Origin of the sequence: Streptomyces sp. NPDC093261, assembly GCF_044753645.1 — a bacterium.
GTDB lineage: Bacteria > Actinomycetota > Actinomycetes > Streptomycetales > Streptomycetaceae > Streptomyces.
In genome coordinates, this window is sequence record NZ_JBIVNO010000014.1 from 191122 (window position 1) to 207485 (window position 16364).

Genomic DNA, 16364 nt, shown 5'->3' on the forward strand with positions numbered 1-16364 from the left:
TTCCAGGGGGCTGCCCGTGTCCACCGCCCACGAGGCGCGCGACGGTGCCATCGCACCGCGGTCGACGCCGACCATGAGCCATCAGCAGGTGATGCTCGTCTACTTCGGTCTGCTGTTCGCGATGCTGATGGCCACCCTCGACTCCTCCATCGTGGCCACCGCGGTGCCGACGATCGTCGGCGACCTCGGCGGACTCGACCGCATCGGCTGGGTCGGCGCGGCCTACATCCTCGCCACCAGCGCGGTGATGCCGCTCGCCGGCAAACTGGGCGACCTCCTCGGCCGCAAGCCGGTGTTCCTCGCCTCCACCGTCGTCTTCCTCGCCGGCTCCGCGGCCTGCGGCGCGGCCCAGAGCATGACCCAGCTCATCGTCTTCCGGGTGGTGCAGGGCATCGGCGGCGGCGGAGTGATGGCCGCGATGTTCGCCCTCACCGGAGATCTGTTCAGCCCCCGCGAACGCGCCAAGTACCAGGGGTATTCGGCAGGCGTCTTCGCCCTGTCCGCCATCGGTGGCCCCCTCGCCGGCGGCTTCTTCTCCGACCACCTCACCTGGCGCTGGGTCTTCTACGTCAACCTGCCCATCGGCGTCGTGGCCTTCGCGCTCGTCGCGGTGTTCCTCAAGGGCCGTACGCACGTGGAGCGTCCGCGCATCGACTACCTCGGCATGCTGCTGCTCTCCGGCGGGCTCGTCGCCCTCGTCCTGGCCGCCAACTGGGCCGGCACCAAGTACGCCTGGGGCTCCCCGGTGGTCATCGGGCTCTTCACCGGCGCCCTCGCCCTGCTGGTCGCCTGGGTCCTCGTGGAACGCCGGGCCGCCGAACCCGTCATCCCGCTGCACCTGTTCCGCGACTCCACCTTCGACATCTGCAACCTCGTGTCGCTGGTCGCGGGCCTGACCGGCTTCGGCCTCGTCTTCTTCCTGCCGCTGTATCTGCAGATCTCCTCGGGCGCCACGGCCACCAACTCCGGACTGCTGCTGCTCCCGATGATGTTCGGCCTGATGATCGCCTCCTTCGGAGTCGGCGGCGCCGTCGCCAAGAGCGGCCGCTACAAGTGGTTCCCGGTCGCCAGCATGGCCGTCTCCGGCATCGCCGCCTACCTGCTCTCCACCATGGACGCCGACACCGGCAGAGTCACCTCCGGCTTCTACATGTTCCTGCTCGGCGTGGGCGCGGGCCTGTCCCAGCAGGTGGTCGTCGTCGCCGTGCAGAACGCCGCGCCGCCCCGCGACATGGGCGCCGCGACCTCCACGGTCACCTTCAGCCGGATGCTCGGCACCTCCTTCGGTGTCTCCGTGTTCGCGACGATCCTCAACCACCGGCTGGGCCACGAGATCCCCCGGTACCTCTCGCCGAAGGACGCGAGCCGTCTGCCGTCGGGCGGGTCCATCGGCCCCGAGTGGCTCAAGCACCAGCCGCAGACTCTGCGCGACGGGCTGGCCCAGGCCTATGCGCACGCCCTCAGCCCGGTCTTCCTGACGGCCGCCGTGATCCTCGCCGTGGGCTTCGCCGCCTCCCTGTTCCTCAAGGACGTCGTGCTCGAACAGCGCGGCTGGGGCGGCGCCGACACCGAGACCCCCGCCGAAGCCACCGGCTGACCGGCGGGGGCCTGCCCCGCCGTCCCTTCCCCGCCGTCCCCCGGGCGGGGAGGGGACGGCCCCGCCGGCCCGCGACTCCCGTACCTGCCTCGCACCTTCGTACCTCCACAACCCCGCCTCACCGGGCGGGTCGGGAAAGGAAACACCATGCCGGTCTGGAAGCGGCTCGCGGTCTGGCCCGCGGGCTCCCGCACCAAGTGGGCGGTCCTGCTGCTGTGGCTCTTACTCGCCTTCGTGGCGGGGCCGTTGGGCTCCAAGCTCACCTCGGCCCAGAGCAACGACGCCACCGCATGGCTGCCCAAGAGCGCCGAGTCCACCCTCGCCTTCGAGGCGGGCAAGCACCACTTCGGCGTCGGCAACACCCTGCCGGCGGTGGTCGTGTACTCCCGCGACGGCGCCGTCACCCCCGAGGACCGGGCGAAGGCCGACGCGGACCGCGCCCGTTTCGCCCGCTACAGCGACGGCGCCCTCGCGCCGGTCGCCACCTCCCAGGACCGGAAGGCGCTGCTGCTGACGGTCCCGCTGACCATGCGTGGCGACAACGGCTTCAACCAACTCGTCGACCACGTCAAGGACATCCGCCACCAGGCCCGTACGGGCGCCCCCGGCGGACTCCAGGTCAATGTCACCGGACCCGGCGGCTCGGCCGCCGACCTCGCCGGTGTCTTCGGCGGCGTAGACGGGCCGCTGCTGCTGGCCACCATCGCCGTCGTCGCCCTCGTCCTGCTGCTGACCTACCGCAGCCCCGTCCTCTGGCTCGTCCCGCTGCTCGCCGTCGGCCTGAGCGCGGCCCTGGCCAACGCGGTCGTCTATCTGCTGGCCACGCACGCCGGACTCGTCGTCAACGGCCAGAGCGCCAGTGTGCTGACCGTCCTCGTCTTCGGCGCGGGCACCGACTACGCCCTGCTGCTCATCGCCCGCTACCGCGAGGAACTGCGCCACCACACCAACCGCCACGAGGCGATGGCCCTCGCCCTGCGTCGCTCGCTGCCCGCGATCCTCGCCTCCGCCACCACCGTCACGCTCGGCCTGCTCTGCCTGCTCGCCGCGCGCATGAACTCCACCCGCGGTCTCGGCCCGGTGGCCGCCGTCGGCATCGTCGTCGCCTACCTCGCCATGACCACCCTGCTCCCCGCCCTGCTGGTGATCCTAGGCCGCTGGCTGTTCTGGCCGTTCGTGCCGCGCGCCGGCGCCGAGACCACAGCCGACGCGGAACACGGCACCTGGGGCCGCATCGCCCGCTGGGTGGCCCGCCGTCCGCGCACCGTCTGGCTCGTCGGCGCCGTCGCGCTGGCCGCCTGCGCCCTCGGCGGTCTCGGCCTGCGCACCGGACTGACCCAGGCGGACTCGTTCACCACCACCCAGGAGTCCGTCGTCGGCCAGAGCATCGTGGCCCGGCACTTCCCGGCCGGCCTCGCCGCCCCGTTCGACGTCTACGCCGCTGCCGACCGCACGACCGAGGTCACCGCGGCACTCGAGCGCACCCGCGGCGTCGCCCGCGTCCTGGACCCGCAACGGTCCGGCGACTGGGTGCACCTCAAGGCCGTCCTCACCGACCCACCCGACGGCAAGGCCGCCGAACACACCATCGAACAGGTCAGGGACGCGGTGCACGCCGTGCCCGGCTCCTCGGCTCTCGTGGGCGGCGACACCGCGACCCGGCTCGACACCGCCCGCGCCTACACACACGACGAACGCACCGTCATCCCGCTCGTCCTCGCCGTCGTCTTCCTGGTGCTCGTCGCCCTGCTGCGGGCACTGGTCGCGCCGGTGCTGCTGCTCGCCAGCGTGGCGCTGTCCTTCCTCGCCGCCCTCGGCATCTCCGTCCTGCTCTTCCGCGGTATCGGGCATCCGCGCTCGGACGAGTCGCTCATCCTGATGGGCTTTCTGTTCCTGGTCGCGCTAGGCGTCGACTACACCATCTTCATGGTGACCCGCGCCCGGGAGGAGGCCGCCGTCCGCGGCCACGCGCCCGGTGTGGTGCGCGCGGTCGCGGTCACCGGCGGCGTCATCACCAGCGCCGGACTGGTGCTGGCCGCCACGTTCTCCGTGCTCGGCGTGCTGCCCGCGGTGAGCATGCTCCAGATGGGACTGCTCGTCGCCGTCGGCGTCCTGTTCGACACCCTGCTGGTGCGCACCCTGCTCGTGCCCGCGCTTGCCCTGGACGTCGGCCCCAGGCTGTGGTGGCCGAGCGCACTCGCCCGCGAGGCGGCGGTGCGGACGGCGCCCCGGCGCACGGTCCCCGCGCCGGGACCGGCGCGGGCGGGGGAGCCCGGCCCATCGGAGTCCGCCGGCGCGCGACCCCGCCACTGAACCTCGCCCGACTCCCGTACGACTGCCCTACGACGCCGGGGACGACTGCCAAGGAGGCACGATCACCATGGCCGCACCCATCCACCACCGCATCGGCGACCAGGAGCGGGAGGCCGCCGCACGCACACTGGGCGAGCACTTCGCGAGCGGCCGTCTGACCAAGAGCCAGCTCGACGAACGGCTCGGTGTGGCCCTCGCCGCCGAGACCGCGCCGGCCCTGAACGAGGTGCTGCGGGACCTGCCGGGGCCCGCCGAGCCACCGTCGGGTCAGAAGCGGCGGGGCCGCTGGGCCGGTGCCGCGGCCCGTCTGAAGTCGCGGCGCGGCACACGCGCGCTGGCCCTCACCCTCGCCGCCTGGGCGGCCGGCGGGGCCCTCTTCGGCGCGGACTGGCCGCTGTCCTGGCCCGGCCGGCTCCTGCTCGTGGGCGGGTTCGCGGTGGCGCTGCTGGGCGGCCGCCCCCACCGCACCGGCCACGAACGCCGTCCGGGCCGCGTACGGGGCGGCCCGGACGGCCACATCCCGGGCCATGGCGGGCAGCTGGGCCATGGCGGGCAGCTGCGCCAGGGCGGGCCGATGGGCCATGGCGGCCCCTTCGGTCACGGCGGCGGACGCCCCGGCCGAGGCGGCCGTGGTCATGGCTCGAACCCCCGGCTCCCGTCAGTGTGACATCCCCCGCGCACTGACGGGCCACGTGGCCCGGGGAGCACGTCCGACGGTGTCGGCCGCGATGTGCTCCCCGGGCCACACTCATGCCGTCGACACCCCCGCACGACCGACCGGAACAGCGCAAGCGGAACGCCCGGCCGGGACCTGCCCCCACGACAGGCCCGGCCGGGCGCGCTCCGCTGTCCCCCGTCCCGCTCAGCCGGCCGGCGCCGCCTCCGCGCGGGCCACCCGCTCGATCCGCTCCTTGATGGCACTCATCTGCACCTTCGTGTTCTTGAGCAGATGCTCGGCCATCTCCGGGTCGCCGTAGGGCAGTTCGTCCCGGACGTGGAAGTCCTGCACCCACCGCATCTCGACCCCGCCCGACGGGACCGCCCGGTACTCCCAGAAGATGTTCATGTACGCGAAGGGCCCGGTCTCGATCCGGTGCGCCCGCACCGTGCGCGTCCGCACATCGGTGGTGCGCTCCGAGACCCACGACCGCTGGATGCCCTCCTCGTCCGGATGCATCGTCAGCCGGAACCTCACGGTGTCACCGTCCCGGTCGAGGATCTGCACCGACGCGTACTCGGTGAACAGGTCCGGCCAGGACGCCACATCGTTCGTCATCCCCCATACGAGGTCCATCGGGGCGTCGATCAACACGCTGGACTCGGTGTGCCCGGCAGCCATGGTCACGCCCCCGCCTTCTGCGCGGCCACGTACTCGATCAACGCGCCCGGCGTCTCGATGTCGTTGAGCGCCTCGTCCGGGATGGCCACGCCCAGGCGCCCCTGCACCTGCGTCACCACCTCGAGGACGGCCAGCGAGTCGTAGCCGAGGTCGGTGAACGCGGTGTCCGCGATGTCGCCGTCCAGGTTCACCGATTCACCGGTGCCCACACAGTGCCGCATGATCTCGCGGAGGCCGTCGAGGGTCAGTTCGTCCATGTCTGTCTCCGTTCCATGACGAGTCGTTGAGGAGCTGAGCGGTTGCCGGGGCGCGGGGCGGGGGCCGTCGACGCCGCCGCCCCGCGCCTGCCGCCTGGGCCGGCCGGTCAGGCGACGGCCTTGACCACCACGGCCGCGTTGAACCCGTTGTGGCCACGGGCGATCACCAATGCCGTGCGCACCCGCGCCTCCCGGGGATCCCCGAGGATCAGGTCGACCGGGCATTCGGGCGAGACGTGGGTGACGTTCAGCGTGGGCGGGATCACCCCGTGCCGCAGGGACAGCAGCGCCGCGACGAGGTCGACGGTCGGCCCCGCCGCGTACATCCGGCCGGTGGCCGTCTTCGGCACGGTCACCGCCACCCCGTGGGGCCCGAACACACCGGCCAGCGCCTCGCACTCCAGCCGGTCCAGACGCGGCACGCCGTACCCGTCGGCGAACACCACGTCCACGTCCTCCGGGGCCGTCCGCGCGTCGGCGAGGGCACCCTCGATCGCACGCCGGAGGTTCGGCCCGCGCCCGGTGCGCGGATGCGGGTCGAAGGCCGTGGCGTACCCGGCGATCTCCCCGTACGGGCGCACCCCACGGGCCTGTGCCGAGGCGGCCTCCTCGACCAGCAGGATCGCCCCGCCCTCTCCCGGTGTGTAGCCGCGGGCCGCCACGTCGAAGGGGAGATAGGCGCGGGCGGGGTCCGTGCCGAGGCTCACCAGCCCCGGCGGGATCTGCCCCACGAGACCGGAGGGGGAGAACGACGAGTCGGTGCCGCCCGACAACGCGAACGTACTGCCGTTGCGGATCACCCGCCGCGCCTGCCCGACGCAGTCGAGACCGCCGGCCTGGTCGGTGATGAAGACCCCGCTCGGCCCGCGCATCCCGTGCCGGATGGAGATCTGGCCGGAGTTGGCCGCGTAGAACCAGGCGATAGCCATGTACGCGCCGACCTGGGACGGCCCCTTCGCGTACAGGTTCTGCATCTCCCGCTGGCCGAACTCGGCGCCGCCCGTCGCGTTCGCGGTGACGACGCTCATCTCGTACTCGGGCTGCTCCGCAGGGTCCAGCTCGCCGTCGCGCAACGCCTCGTCGGCGCAGACCAGCCCGAACTGGGTCATCAGCGCGGTCTCCACCACCACCCGGCTGGGCAGCAGATCACCCGGCACGAAGTCGGGCACCTCGCCGATGACCTTGATCGGATAGCCGGAGGGGTCCATCCGCGTCATCGGGCCGAGCCCGCTGCGGCCGTCCAGCGCGGCGGCCCAGTACGCCTTGGTCCCGATGCCGGTCGGCGCCAGCACGCCGAGCCCCGTCACCACCGCTCGGCGTGTCATGCGTACGTCCTCTCCGGTGCGGCCACCACGATGGCGCTCTGGAAGCCGCCGAACCCGCTGCCGACGCTGAGCACCGCGTCGGTGCGCTGCTCCCGGGCGGTGACCGGCACATAGTCCAGATCGCACTCGGGGTCGGGGGTGGACAGATTGGCGGTCGGCGGGATGGCGTCCCGGTCGATCGCCAGACAGCAGGCGGCGACCTCGATGGCACCGATCGCGCCGAGCGAGTGCCCGATCATCGACTTGATGGAGCTGACCGGCGTCTCGTACGCGTGGTGCCCGAGACTGGCCTTGAACGCGGCCGTCTCGTGCCGGTCGTTCTGCTTGGTCCCCGAGCCGTGCGCGTTGATGTAGTCGATGTCCTCCGGGTTGAGCCGTGCCTGGCCGAGGGCGACCCGGATCGCCTCGGCCATCTCCCGCCCGTCGGGCTTGAGTCCGGTCATGTGGTAGCCGTTGGCCCGGCTCGCGTAGCCGCGTACCTCGCAGTACACGCGGGCGCCGCGGCGCAGGGCGTGCTCCCGCTCCTCGAAGACCATCACGGCCGAACCCTCGCCGAGGATCAGCCCCTTGCGGTCCCGGTCGAAGGGCCGGCACGCGTGCTCGGGGTCGTCGTTGGCGGTGGACTGGGCGCGCAGGGTGTCAAAGCACGCCACCGTGACGGGCGAGACCGGCGCGTCCGTGCCCGCCGCCAGCACCACATCGGCGCTGCCCTCCCGGACCAGTTCGAAGCCGTGGCCGAGCGCGTCGATACCCGAGGTGCAGCCGGTGGACACCAGCGCCACCGGGCCCTCGGCGCCCACGGTCCAGGCGACCTCGGCCGCCATCGAACTCGGCACCATCACGTCGTACAGCTGCGGCACCGCGTACTCCGGGTCCACCAGCCACTTGCGGCCGCCGTCGCTGAGGACGACGTACTCGCGCTCCATCAGTTCGGTGCAGCCGATGGCGTTGCCGAGCGACACACCCACGCGGGACGGCTCCAGCGCGTCCGTGTCCAGACCGCTGTCGGCCAGCGCCTCCCGCGAGGCGACCAGCGCAAGCTGGCCCGCCCGGTCCAGGCGGCGGGCCTCCTGCGGGGAGAGCCCGTTGGCCGCCGGGTCGAAGTCGATCTCGGCCGCGACCTGGCAGCGGAAGCCGGACGGATCGAAGTGGGTGATCCGCCGGGTCATCGAGCGGCCCGCCATCAGGGTGTCCCAGAACGCGGGCACACCGAGGCCGCCGGGGGCCGCCACGCCGATGCCGGTGACGACGACACGCCGCTCGCTCATGCGCGCCCCCCGACCTGGGGGAGACCGCCCTCGCCGGGCAGCTCCTCGGTGTCCACGTGCCCCAGTTCGGGCCGCGGGGCCAGCGGGCCGAGGAAGAACACCGCGAACATGTCTTCGTCGCCGTCGTTGTCCATGCGGTGCCGGACGTTCTTCGGCACCATGAACGAGTCGCCGGCCGACAGCTTGACCGGCCGTCCGTCGAGGCGGAGCGTCATCTGTCCGCGCACGATGTAGAAGAACTCCTCGGAGTACGGGTGGTAGTGCTCGGAGACGAACTCCCCGGGCAGCAGGGTCCCCGCACCCATGAAGCCGGCGGTGGCGCCGCAGGTCTTCGGGCTCAGGAGGACGCGCAGGTCGCCGCCCCGGCGACGATTCGGCTCCACGTCGGCGAACGCGACCTTCCCGGGTTCTGTCCGCGGGGCTGGGGGCATGGCAATCTCCTTCTCCGACCAGGTGGGGCCCCGTCCACACAGCGGCACGCCAGGGCCGAGTCGAAGAATGACAACGGGCTCTCCAAGAAGCCTGGGGAGCATCTGAAGACCACCGGCCGGCGGTTTCCGGCCGCCCGGCCACCCGTCTGGCGGCGGGCGTGCGGCGTGCCGTCGGCATGTATCCGGGCGGACGCTCTCCGATGGCGGCTTCCCCGGCACGGGGCGAAGATCCAAGGGGGGACCGTCCGGCTACACGAGCTGAGGGCTGTTGGTGGACCTGCCATGCCGCTTCCCCCCTCCGGCGGACACGGGGATCCGCCACCGGGCCCGCCGGCCCCGAACGGCGACCCCCTCCTGGCGGCACGGTTCACCGTGCCCGCCCCGCCCGGCACCTGTCTGCGCAGGCAGCGCCTGACCAAGCGGCTGGAGCAGGGCGTCCAGGGGCCCCTGACGCTGGTCAACGGCCCCGCCGGAGCCGGCAAGACGCTGCTCGTCGCCGACTGGATCACCGCCGGGGGCGCCCCGGGCCCCGTGGCATGGCTGACGGTGGAACCCGACGACAACGGGCCCGGTGTGTTCTGGACCTATGCGCTGGAGTCCCTGCGCCGCCGCGGCCTCGAGGCCTCCACGGACATCGGCAGCCCGGCCCGCCCCGGCGAGGTGGACCACTCCCTGCTGACCAGGCTCGCGGCGCGGCTGAGCCGGCGAACCCAGCCCCTGATCCTCGTCCTCGACGAGTTCGACCGGATCGTGACCTCGACCGAGGTCGCCGAGCAGCTGGAGTTCGTCCTCCGCCACGCGGGCGGCGGACTGCGCCTGCTCGTCATCAGCCGTACGGAGCCCCTGCTGCCGCTGCACCGGTACCGGGCCGCCGGCGAGGTCACCGACATCCGCGGCGCCGACCTTGCCCTCAGCCCCGAGGAGACCGCCGAGCTGCTGGACCGCCACGGCATGCGCCTGTCGGACGCCGGTATCCGGGCCCTGACCGAGCGGACCGGGGGCTGGGCGGCCGGCCTGCGGCTGTGCATCCTCGCGGCACAGGGCGCCGACGACCCGGAGACCTTCCTGAAGGACTTCGAGGCGGGCCGCAGCACACTCGCCGACTTTCTGCTCGCCGAGGTGCTCGGGACACAGCCGGCCGAGACCCAGGACCTGCTGTTGCGCACCAGCGTCCTCGACCGGATCCATCCCGGACTCGCGGACACCCTCACGGGCCGTCAGGACGGCGAACGGATCCTGGCGGAACTCCAGCGCGCCAACGCCTTCATCGAGAGCATCGGCGGCGCCTGGTACCGGCTCCACCCCCTGTTCGCCGAGATCCTACGGGTCCATCTGCGCGTCAGGCATCCCGGCCTGGAGCCCGAACTCCACCGCAGGGCGGGGCGCTGGCTGAGCGAGGCGGGTCTGCTCACCGAGGCCCTCCCGCACGCCGAGGCGGCCGGCGACTGGGAGCCGGCCGCCACCCGGTTCGTCGCGGAACCGGCCATCGGGCGGCTGCTCACCGGACTCGACGCCGAACGCCTCGACGCCCTCTTCTCCCGGATGCCCCCGGACGCCCGGGGACCGGCCCCCGAGCTCGTGCGCGCCGCCCGCGCACTGGCCCGCCACGACATCGACCGGGGCCTTGGCCATCTGCGCCGCGCCGAGCGGCACCTGCCCGCCGACGACGCCCCCGACTCCGCCGCCCTGCGTCTGAGCCGCGCCGTGCTGCGCGTCCTCGCCGCCAGGACGACGGGCTCCGCCGACCGTGCCGAGGCCGCCGCCCGGGACGCGGAGGCGGCCCGGCGCGCCCTGCCCGCCGAGCGTCTCGCCCGGCACCCGGAACTGTCCGCGCTGCTGCTCTCGGACCTGGGCTCCACGCAACTGTGGGCGGGACGCCTCAAGGCCGCGCGGTCCGCCCTGAGCGCCGTCACGCAGCTCGACGACGGTCCGCAGACCGCGCCGCTGCGGCAGGAGTGCCTCGGCCGGCTGGCCCTGATCGACTTTCTGCAGGGCTGGCCGGTCCGCGCCGAGACCCGGGCCGGGGAAGCGGTCGCCGAGGCCGAGCGGGCCGGTCTGCCGCCCACCGCCCGGGCCGGCGTCGCCCAGCTCGTGCTGGCCGCCGTGGCGATCGAGCGCGACGACCTCACCGCGGCCCGCACCCACCTCGACCACGCGGCGGCCGCGGCCCCGCGCGACCCGCTCGTCAGCGCGGGCCTGGTGCTGCTGCGCTCACGCCTGCTGCTCGCCCGGGGAAAGCCACGGGCGGCACTGCGGCTGGTGGCAGAGCTGGAACCACCGTCCGTCTCCGTGGAACCGTCCCCCTGGCTCCATGAGCGTACGGCCCTGGCGAGGGCCGCCGCCCATCTCGCCGAGGGCCGTGCCCTGGCCGCATGCCGGGTGCTGGAGGGCGTGGGCGGGGGAGCGGAGACCGTGGTCGTGGCGGCCCGCGCCCACCTCGCCGCCGGCGACGGCACGGCGGCACAGGCCCTGCTCGCGCGGCTGCCCACCGGCCAGGGCGAAGGCCCGGCCATCACGGTACGGGTGCTGCTCGCGCGGGCTCAGGCCGCCGACGCGGCGGGGGACGACGCCATGGCCCACCGCCTGGTCGCCCGGGCCCTCGTCCTGGCCCGGCCGGAGCGGCTGCGACGGCCGTTTCTGGAGTCCGGCTCCTGGCTACGGCACCTGGCGCGGCGCCGGACGGTCCTGACCGGCGGCCACGACTGGCTGGGGGCCGGGCTGACGGGGCACGCCCCGGACGCGGCCGAGGGCGGCGCGCCCGCGCCGGTGACGGAGCCGCTCAGCGAGCGTGAGCACGAGGTGCTGGAACGGCTGGCGCACCTCATGTCGACGCAGGAGATCGCCGCCGACCTGTATCTGTCGGTGAACACCGTCAAGACCCATCTGAAGAGCCTGTACCGCAAGCTCGGGGCCACCCGGCGGAGCGAGGCCGTACGCCGGGCCAGGGAACTGCATCTGCTGTGAGGGCTGCCCCGGGCGGGGCGCGGATCACTCGGGCAGGCGCCGCATCTCCAGCACCCGCAGGCCCAGCGAGCGGCAGCGCACCAGCAGGCCGTACAGCTGCGCCTCGTCGGTGACCCGGCCGAACAGCACGGTCTCATCGGACACGACGCAACTGTCCAGTTCCGGGAACGCCTCGCTCAGCGCCCTCGTCAGCTCCCCCTCGACACGGATCTCGCAGCGCATGCGGGCCCGGTCACATCGGCCTGAGCACACTGCGGAAAGTCTCGCGGTCGGTTACGCACAGCGCCCAGATGATGAGCCCGTACAGCCCGATCAGGGTGAGCGACCACTCCCTGTAGTACCGCAGGGACAGGAAGTGGACGGCGATCAGCAGGGCCGTCATGGCCACCCCGAGGACCCTTGCCCAGGCGGCTGCCGCCAGCAGACCGAAGCTCACGGCCACGGCGACCACCCCGAGGAACGCATGGACCCAGCCCCACCCCGTCAGATGAAACCTGAAGACGTAGTCGCGGGTGGCGACGAAGACGCCGTCCCGGGTGATCGCCATGATGCCTCGGTAGATCGCGAGAACGCCGGAGAAGAACAGCATCACGGAGGCGAACAGCGTCAGACCGATGGCCGCCGCTGCCGTCAGGCTGCAGGGTGAGCGCTGAGGGGACGGGGTCGTGGCGGCCATGGGGAACTCCCTTCCGTGCCCGGCTGCCGCGCGCAGCCGCTCTCCGGCGAGGGTGCCGCCCCTCCTCGCGTCCGGGCCTCACCCGCGGCGGGTGACACGGGGAGCCTCAGGCGCCTGGGCTCGGGCGGAACGGTCCGTGACGGGGCGCTACGACATGCGCGTTCCGCCATTCGGCCGCATCCTGAAACGGCCCACCACACCAGGCCGCACAGGCCGACCACCCACGGGAGGTCCTGTGATCCTGATTGCCCTCCTCGCGCCGGTCGTGATGATGGCCTTCCTCTTCGGAATGGCCGCCTTCGAGGAATTCCTCTTCCTACGCCCGACCTCCACGGACGAACCCAACCCTCCGGCCGACGAGGCGCAGACGCCCTCGTCCTGACGGGGTCGAGGGACTCACCCGGATCCCGGCCGGCACACGGCGGCGGCTGTGGGTGAACCACAGGCGAAGCGTCGAGGCCGCTGCCACCGTGGGTGACGAGCCGGCCCTGGCGCCGCTCGAACCGGCCCGACTCGACAGGGCTGCCGGGCTGCTCCGTGCCACACATGAGGGGCCCTCCGAAGAGAGCCCCTCACCTGCGGAAACTTCCGACCTCACCGTCGGGACGACAGGATTTGAACCTGCGACCCCTTGACCCCCAGTCAAGTGCGCTACCAAGCTGCGCCACGTCCCGGTGCGTCCTCCGCGGTATTCCGCGTGATCACGCACGTAAACCCTACCGCACCCTCCTGCGGGACCTCACCGGACCTGGACAGGGCCCGGCGAAGGCGCGACACCCCGCCCGGTCGGCGTCACGTCGTCATCCGTGACGGCAGGCGGCCGCCGGGCGATCTTGAGCCCTGTCGCGCACCCTGACCTAGAGGGCCCGTCGTCCTCGCTGACGAAGGAAAGGGAAGGAACACCATGGCCAGCAGCACGGAAACCGGCGATGTCACCGGTACCAAGGACAAGGACTACAACCTCATCTGGTTCATCGAGGCCTGTCTGAGCAACGCCCTGCGGCTGGAGACCTACATCCAGGACGCGGAGCGGGAGAACGACAACGAGGTCGTGGAACTGTTCCGCAAGGCCCAGGCCGACAGTCGCAAGGGCGCCGAACTCGGCAAGCAGCTCCTGCGCACCCGGCTCGGCTGACGCAGTCACTTCGGGAGCCACCGAGGGGCCCTACCCTGCCGTGATCCGCCGGCGGACGAGCAGGCCAACGCTCAGCGGATATCGATGGGCGCCACCGCCGCATCCGACCGGGGTGCACGGGGGGCCGCCGGTCGCCCGGATCACGGCAGGAGCGCAGCGAGCGAGTTCGGGACCCGGGATTTGAGGTGCTGCCATTCGCCCTCGCTCACATGGCGTGCCAGGGAGTTCAGAACCATGCGCACCAGGTGCTCGCTGCCGCCCTCGACCGCGTAGGGGAACTCGCTCCGGACCCGCTGGAAGAATTCGTCGTTGCTCATCTTCACAGGGGTCTCGGCCGGCTTCCAGCCGTCGTAGTACATGCCCCTGACGATGGTCGGCAGTTGGGCGCCGAACTGCACGGCCGTCTCGACCGGCAGGCGGTCCCTGAGGGGGTGCAGCACGGCACGCAGTGCGGCGTACGACTGCTTGCGCCGTTCCTTGGGCCATCCGAAGGTCTCCTCGACGTCCCTGAGGAGCCGATTGGCCTTGTCCACCATGGTGTCGAACGAGGAGAAACCTGTCTCAACCATTTTCCTGGACCTTTCGCTCACGGACGCGGCGGTGCCGGATCAATGTCCGGCACCGCCGGGTTCGTCCTTCAGCCGCCGCTCTGGCCGCTTCCGCTCGCCTCGCTGATCTCGATGTGGCGCGGTTTCACGACCTCGGCCTTGGGGACGGTGATGGTGAGGATGCCGTCCTTCATGTCGGCTGTGATCTTGTCCGTGTCGACCTCTCCGGGCAGCTGGAGCCGGTATTCGAAGGCTCCGGTGCGGCGGGTGCTGCGGCGCAGGACGCCCTTGCGTTCCTTTTCCCTGATCTCTCCGGTGACCACCAGTTCCTGGCCGTTGGCCTCGACGTTGACGTCCTTGCTCTTGACGCCGGGGAGTTCGATTTCGACGTGGAAGGCGTCGTCGGATTCCGTGACGTCCGCAAGGGGGGCCCACGCGGCGGGCGCCGCGGTGCCGACCGTGGATTCGAGCAGGCCGCTCATCTCACCGAGCAGTTGGTCGAACTCGGTCAGGGGGTTGCGTGCCCAACCGACGGGCCTGCCTTGTATCGCGCCACCGCCGTGACGCCGGACGGGCGTGGCCATGCCATCGCCTCCTTCTCCTTGTTGTCGCTCTCGTCGGCCGCCCTTGTCAGGCGAGCCATGCGCACTCCTTGGGGCGGGTTCGAGGTGAACTGTCCGTGCTGCCGGGTGCGGCCGTGCGGCTGCGGTACCGATGGACGAGGTGGATGGCCATCGCGCCCTCGTCGACCGCCGAGGCCACCCGTTTCACCGAACCGCTGCGGACGTCACCGGCCGCGAAGACACCGGGCAGGCTGGTCTCCAGGGTCAGGCAGTCGCGGCCCTGGCTCTGCCACAGTTCCGGGACGGAGCAGGCCTGGGCCTCGGACCCGGTGAGCACGAAACCCCGCTCCCGCGGGACGGGGGCGGGCGCGGCCTCCGTCTGCCGGGCGACGGTCTCGCCCCGGTCGAGCACCAGCAGCGTCGGCACCGCCTGGACCTCGAATCTCCCTGCCAACGGGGGTTTTTGTCGATGTCGACCTTGGCGAGCTTGATGCGGCCGGCGAGGTCGGTGGCGACCTTTTCCAGGGCGGGGCCGACCATCCGGCAGGGGCCGCAGCAGGTGGCCCACAGGTCGACCACGACGGGCACGGAGGCCTTCTCGACCACGTCCGTGAAGTCGTTGTCCCCCGCATCGACCATCCAGGGCAGCGGCTGCTTGCAGGGGCCGCACCTCGGGCGGCCCTCGGCCGCCACGGGCACGGGGTTGGTGCGCCCGCAGTGAGGGCAGCTGACGGTCGTCGCTCGCGCGGTGCTCATGCGGCCCTCGCCTCTTCCACGACCGCGGGCTGGTCGTACGTGACGACCAGTTCCCCCGCCTCGGCGTCGACGCGGACCGTCGCGCCGTCCTGGACGTCGCCCTGCAGAAGGGCGCGTCCGACCAGTGTCTCGACCTCGTGGGAGATGTAGCGGCGTAGCGGGCGTGCCCCGTAGACCGGGTCGTAGCCCTGGTGGGCGATCAGCTCGCGGGCGGCGTCGGTGAGTTCGACGGTGATGCGGCGTTCGGCGAGTCGGCGGCGCAGCTCGTCGAACTGCAGTTCCACGATCCGCTCGATCTGGGCCTCGCCGAGTGGCTTGAACAGCACGATGTCGTCGACGCGGTTGAGGAACTCCGGTCGGAAGTGCCCGCGCAGCTCGCCCATCACCAGGGCGCGGGCATCCGGCTTGATCTCCCCCTCGGCGGTGACGCCGTCCAGGAGGTACTGCGAGCCGATGTTGGACGTCATGATGATCACGGTGTTGCGGAAGTCGACCGTGCGGCCCTGGGCGTCGGTGATGCGGCCGTCGTCGAGGACCTGCAGCAGTGTGTTGAAGACATCGGTGTGCGCCTTTTCGATCTCGTCGAACAGCACGACCGAGTAGGGCTTGCGGCGCACGGCCTCGGTGAGCTGGCCGCCCTCCTCGTAGCCGACGTAGCCCGGTGGCGCGCCGACCAGCCGGCTGACGGTGTGCCGCTCCTGGTACTCGCTCATGTCGAGGCGGATCATGTTCTCCTCGGAGTCGAAGAGGGCCGCCGCGAGCGTCTTGGCGAGCTCGGTCTTTCCGACGCCGGTGGGGCCGAGGAAGATGAACGAGCCGATGGGCCGGCGCGGGTCGCGGATTCCGGAGCGGGCGCGGATGATGGCGTCGGCGACGAGTTTGACCGCCTCGTCTTGTCCGATGACCCGTTCGCGCAGGATCTCGTCCAGGCGCAGCAGCTTTGCCCGCTCGCCTTCCTGGAGGCGGGCGACGGGGATGCCGGTCCATGCGGCGACGATCTCGGCGATCTCCTCCTCGGTGACGACCTCCCGCAGCAGCCGGTTCTGGCCCTGTTTGGCGGCCAGTTGCTCCTCTTCGGCGGCCAGCCGGCGCTCCAATTCCTGGAGGCGGCCGTAGCGGAGCTCGGCGGCGCGGTTCAGGTCGTAGGCGCGTTCGGCCTCCTCCGCCTCGTGGCGGACCTGTTCCAGTTCCT

Annotated in this window: 16 protein-coding genes, 1 tRNA gene and 2 pseudogenes; 6 read left to right on the plus strand and 13 right to left on the minus strand. The window is 72.1% G+C overall.

The window, feature by feature from the left end; genetic code table 11:
* Window positions 1-16: 16 nt before the first annotated feature.
* The 3 genes from ACIP94_RS26980 to ACIP94_RS26990 all read left to right on the plus strand — a co-directional run bounded on the left by ACIP94_RS26980 (window position 17) and on the right by ACIP94_RS26990 (window position 4577).
* Complete coding sequence (locus tag ACIP94_RS26980; protein ID WP_402430815.1) at window positions 17-1597, plus strand: MDR family MFS transporter; 1581 nt, start codon at window positions 17-19, stop codon at window positions 1595-1597.
* A gap of 147 nt (window positions 1598-1744) precedes the next feature.
* On the plus strand, window positions 1745-3910 hold the full coding sequence (locus ACIP94_RS26985) for an MMPL family transporter (protein WP_402430818.1): 2166 nt from the start codon (window positions 1745-1747) through the stop codon (window positions 3908-3910).
* A gap of 67 nt (window positions 3911-3977) precedes the next feature.
* A complete protein-coding gene (locus ACIP94_RS26990; protein WP_402430821.1) occupies window positions 3978-4577 on the plus strand; it encodes a DUF1707 domain-containing protein in 600 nt (199 codons plus the stop codon).
* Between the two features lie 195 nt (window positions 4578-4772).
* On the opposite strand, the gene ACIP94_RS26995 is transcribed toward ACIP94_RS26990, so the two are convergent.
* The 5 genes from ACIP94_RS26995 to ACIP94_RS27015 form a co-directional block, all read right to left on the minus strand.
* The gene (locus tag ACIP94_RS26995; protein ID WP_402430875.1) at window positions 4773-5249 is read right to left on the minus strand and encodes an SRPBCC family protein; all 477 of its coding nucleotides are present in this window, start codon (window positions 5247-5249) and stop codon (window positions 4773-4775) included.
* Between the two features lie 2 nt (window positions 5250-5251).
* A complete protein-coding gene (locus tag ACIP94_RS27000) occupies window positions 5252-5506 on the minus strand; it encodes an acyl carrier protein (protein ID WP_402430825.1) in 255 nt (84 codons plus the stop codon).
* A 107-nt stretch (window positions 5507-5613) separates the two neighbouring features.
* Window positions 5614-6831, minus strand: coding sequence for a ketosynthase chain-length factor (locus ACIP94_RS27005; protein ID WP_402430828.1), 1218 nt, complete (start codon window positions 6829-6831; stop codon window positions 5614-5616).
* Window positions 6828-8099 (minus strand): beta-ketoacyl-[acyl-carrier-protein] synthase family protein, encoded by a 1272-nt coding sequence (locus ACIP94_RS27010; RefSeq protein WP_402430831.1) that lies wholly within the window; start codon window positions 8097-8099, stop codon window positions 6828-6830. Before ACIP94_RS27010 ends, ACIP94_RS27005 begins: the two co-directional genes overlap by 4 nt.
* The gene (locus ACIP94_RS27015) at window positions 8096-8530 is read right to left on the minus strand and encodes a cupin domain-containing protein (protein ID WP_402430834.1); all 435 of its coding nucleotides are present in this window, start codon (window positions 8528-8530) and stop codon (window positions 8096-8098) included. Before ACIP94_RS27015 ends, ACIP94_RS27010 begins: the two co-directional genes overlap by 4 nt.
* Window positions 8531-8812: 282 nt before the next feature.
* Here ACIP94_RS27015 and ACIP94_RS27020 point away from each other — a divergent pair, with 282 nt between their 5' ends.
* Window positions 8813-11494 carry a LuxR C-terminal-related transcriptional regulator gene (locus ACIP94_RS27020; RefSeq protein WP_402430837.1) on the plus strand — a complete coding sequence of 894 codons (2682 nt, stop codon included), beginning with the start codon at window positions 8813-8815 and terminating at the stop codon, window positions 11492-11494.
* A 24-nt stretch (window positions 11495-11518) separates the two neighbouring features.
* Here ACIP94_RS27020 and ACIP94_RS27025 read toward each other — a convergent pair whose 3' ends face one another.
* Together ACIP94_RS27025 and ACIP94_RS27030 are read right to left on the minus strand one after the other, a co-directional pair.
* Complete coding sequence (locus tag ACIP94_RS27025) at window positions 11519-11716, minus strand: hypothetical protein (RefSeq protein WP_402430840.1); 198 nt, start codon at window positions 11714-11716, stop codon at window positions 11519-11521.
* A 10-nt stretch (window positions 11717-11726) separates the two neighbouring features.
* Window positions 11727-12170 carry a hypothetical protein gene (locus ACIP94_RS27030; protein WP_402430843.1) on the minus strand — a complete coding sequence of 148 codons (444 nt, stop codon included), beginning with the start codon at window positions 12168-12170 and terminating at the stop codon, window positions 11727-11729.
* A 235-nt stretch (window positions 12171-12405) separates the two neighbouring features.
* On the opposite strand from ACIP94_RS27030, the gene ACIP94_RS27035 reads away from it, so the two are divergent.
* A complete protein-coding gene (locus tag ACIP94_RS27035) occupies window positions 12406-12552 on the plus strand; it encodes a hypothetical protein (RefSeq protein WP_402430846.1) in 147 nt (48 codons plus the stop codon).
* A 218-nt stretch (window positions 12553-12770) separates the two neighbouring features.
* On the opposite strand, the gene ACIP94_RS27040 is transcribed toward ACIP94_RS27035, so the two are convergent.
* Window positions 12771-12844 (minus strand) — tRNA-Pro (locus ACIP94_RS27040).
* 230 nt (window positions 12845-13074) lie between these two features.
* On the opposite strand from ACIP94_RS27040, the gene ACIP94_RS27045 reads away from it, so the two are divergent.
* Complete coding sequence (locus ACIP94_RS27045; RefSeq protein WP_402430849.1) at window positions 13075-13305, plus strand: hypothetical protein; 231 nt, start codon at window positions 13075-13077, stop codon at window positions 13303-13305.
* A gap of 140 nt (window positions 13306-13445) precedes the next feature.
* Here the strand turns inward: ACIP94_RS27045 and ACIP94_RS27050 are convergent, their stop codons facing one another.
* The 5 genes and pseudogenes from ACIP94_RS27050 to ACIP94_RS27070 form a co-directional block, all read right to left on the minus strand.
* On the minus strand, window positions 13446-13874 hold the full coding sequence (locus ACIP94_RS27050) for a DUF2267 domain-containing protein (RefSeq protein ID WP_402430852.1): 429 nt from the start codon (window positions 13872-13874) through the stop codon (window positions 13446-13448).
* A 68-nt stretch (window positions 13875-13942) separates the two neighbouring features.
* On the minus strand, window positions 13943-14437 hold the full coding sequence (locus ACIP94_RS27055; RefSeq protein WP_402430855.1) for an Hsp20/alpha crystallin family protein: 495 nt from the start codon (window positions 14435-14437) through the stop codon (window positions 13943-13945).
* A 46-nt stretch (window positions 14438-14483) separates the two neighbouring features.
* Window positions 14484-14762 (minus strand): annotated as a pseudogene (locus ACIP94_RS27060) (cyclic nucleotide-binding protein); the annotation flags it as partial.
* A 3-nt stretch (window positions 14763-14765) separates the two neighbouring features.
* Window positions 14766-15172, minus strand: a pseudogene (locus tag ACIP94_RS27065) (thioredoxin family protein); the annotation flags it as partial.
* A partial coding sequence (locus ACIP94_RS27070; RefSeq protein WP_402430857.1) for an AAA family ATPase occupies window positions 15169-16364 on the minus strand: 1196 nt, incomplete at its 5' end. The gene ACIP94_RS27070 and the pseudogene ACIP94_RS27065, both read right to left, overlap by 4 nt.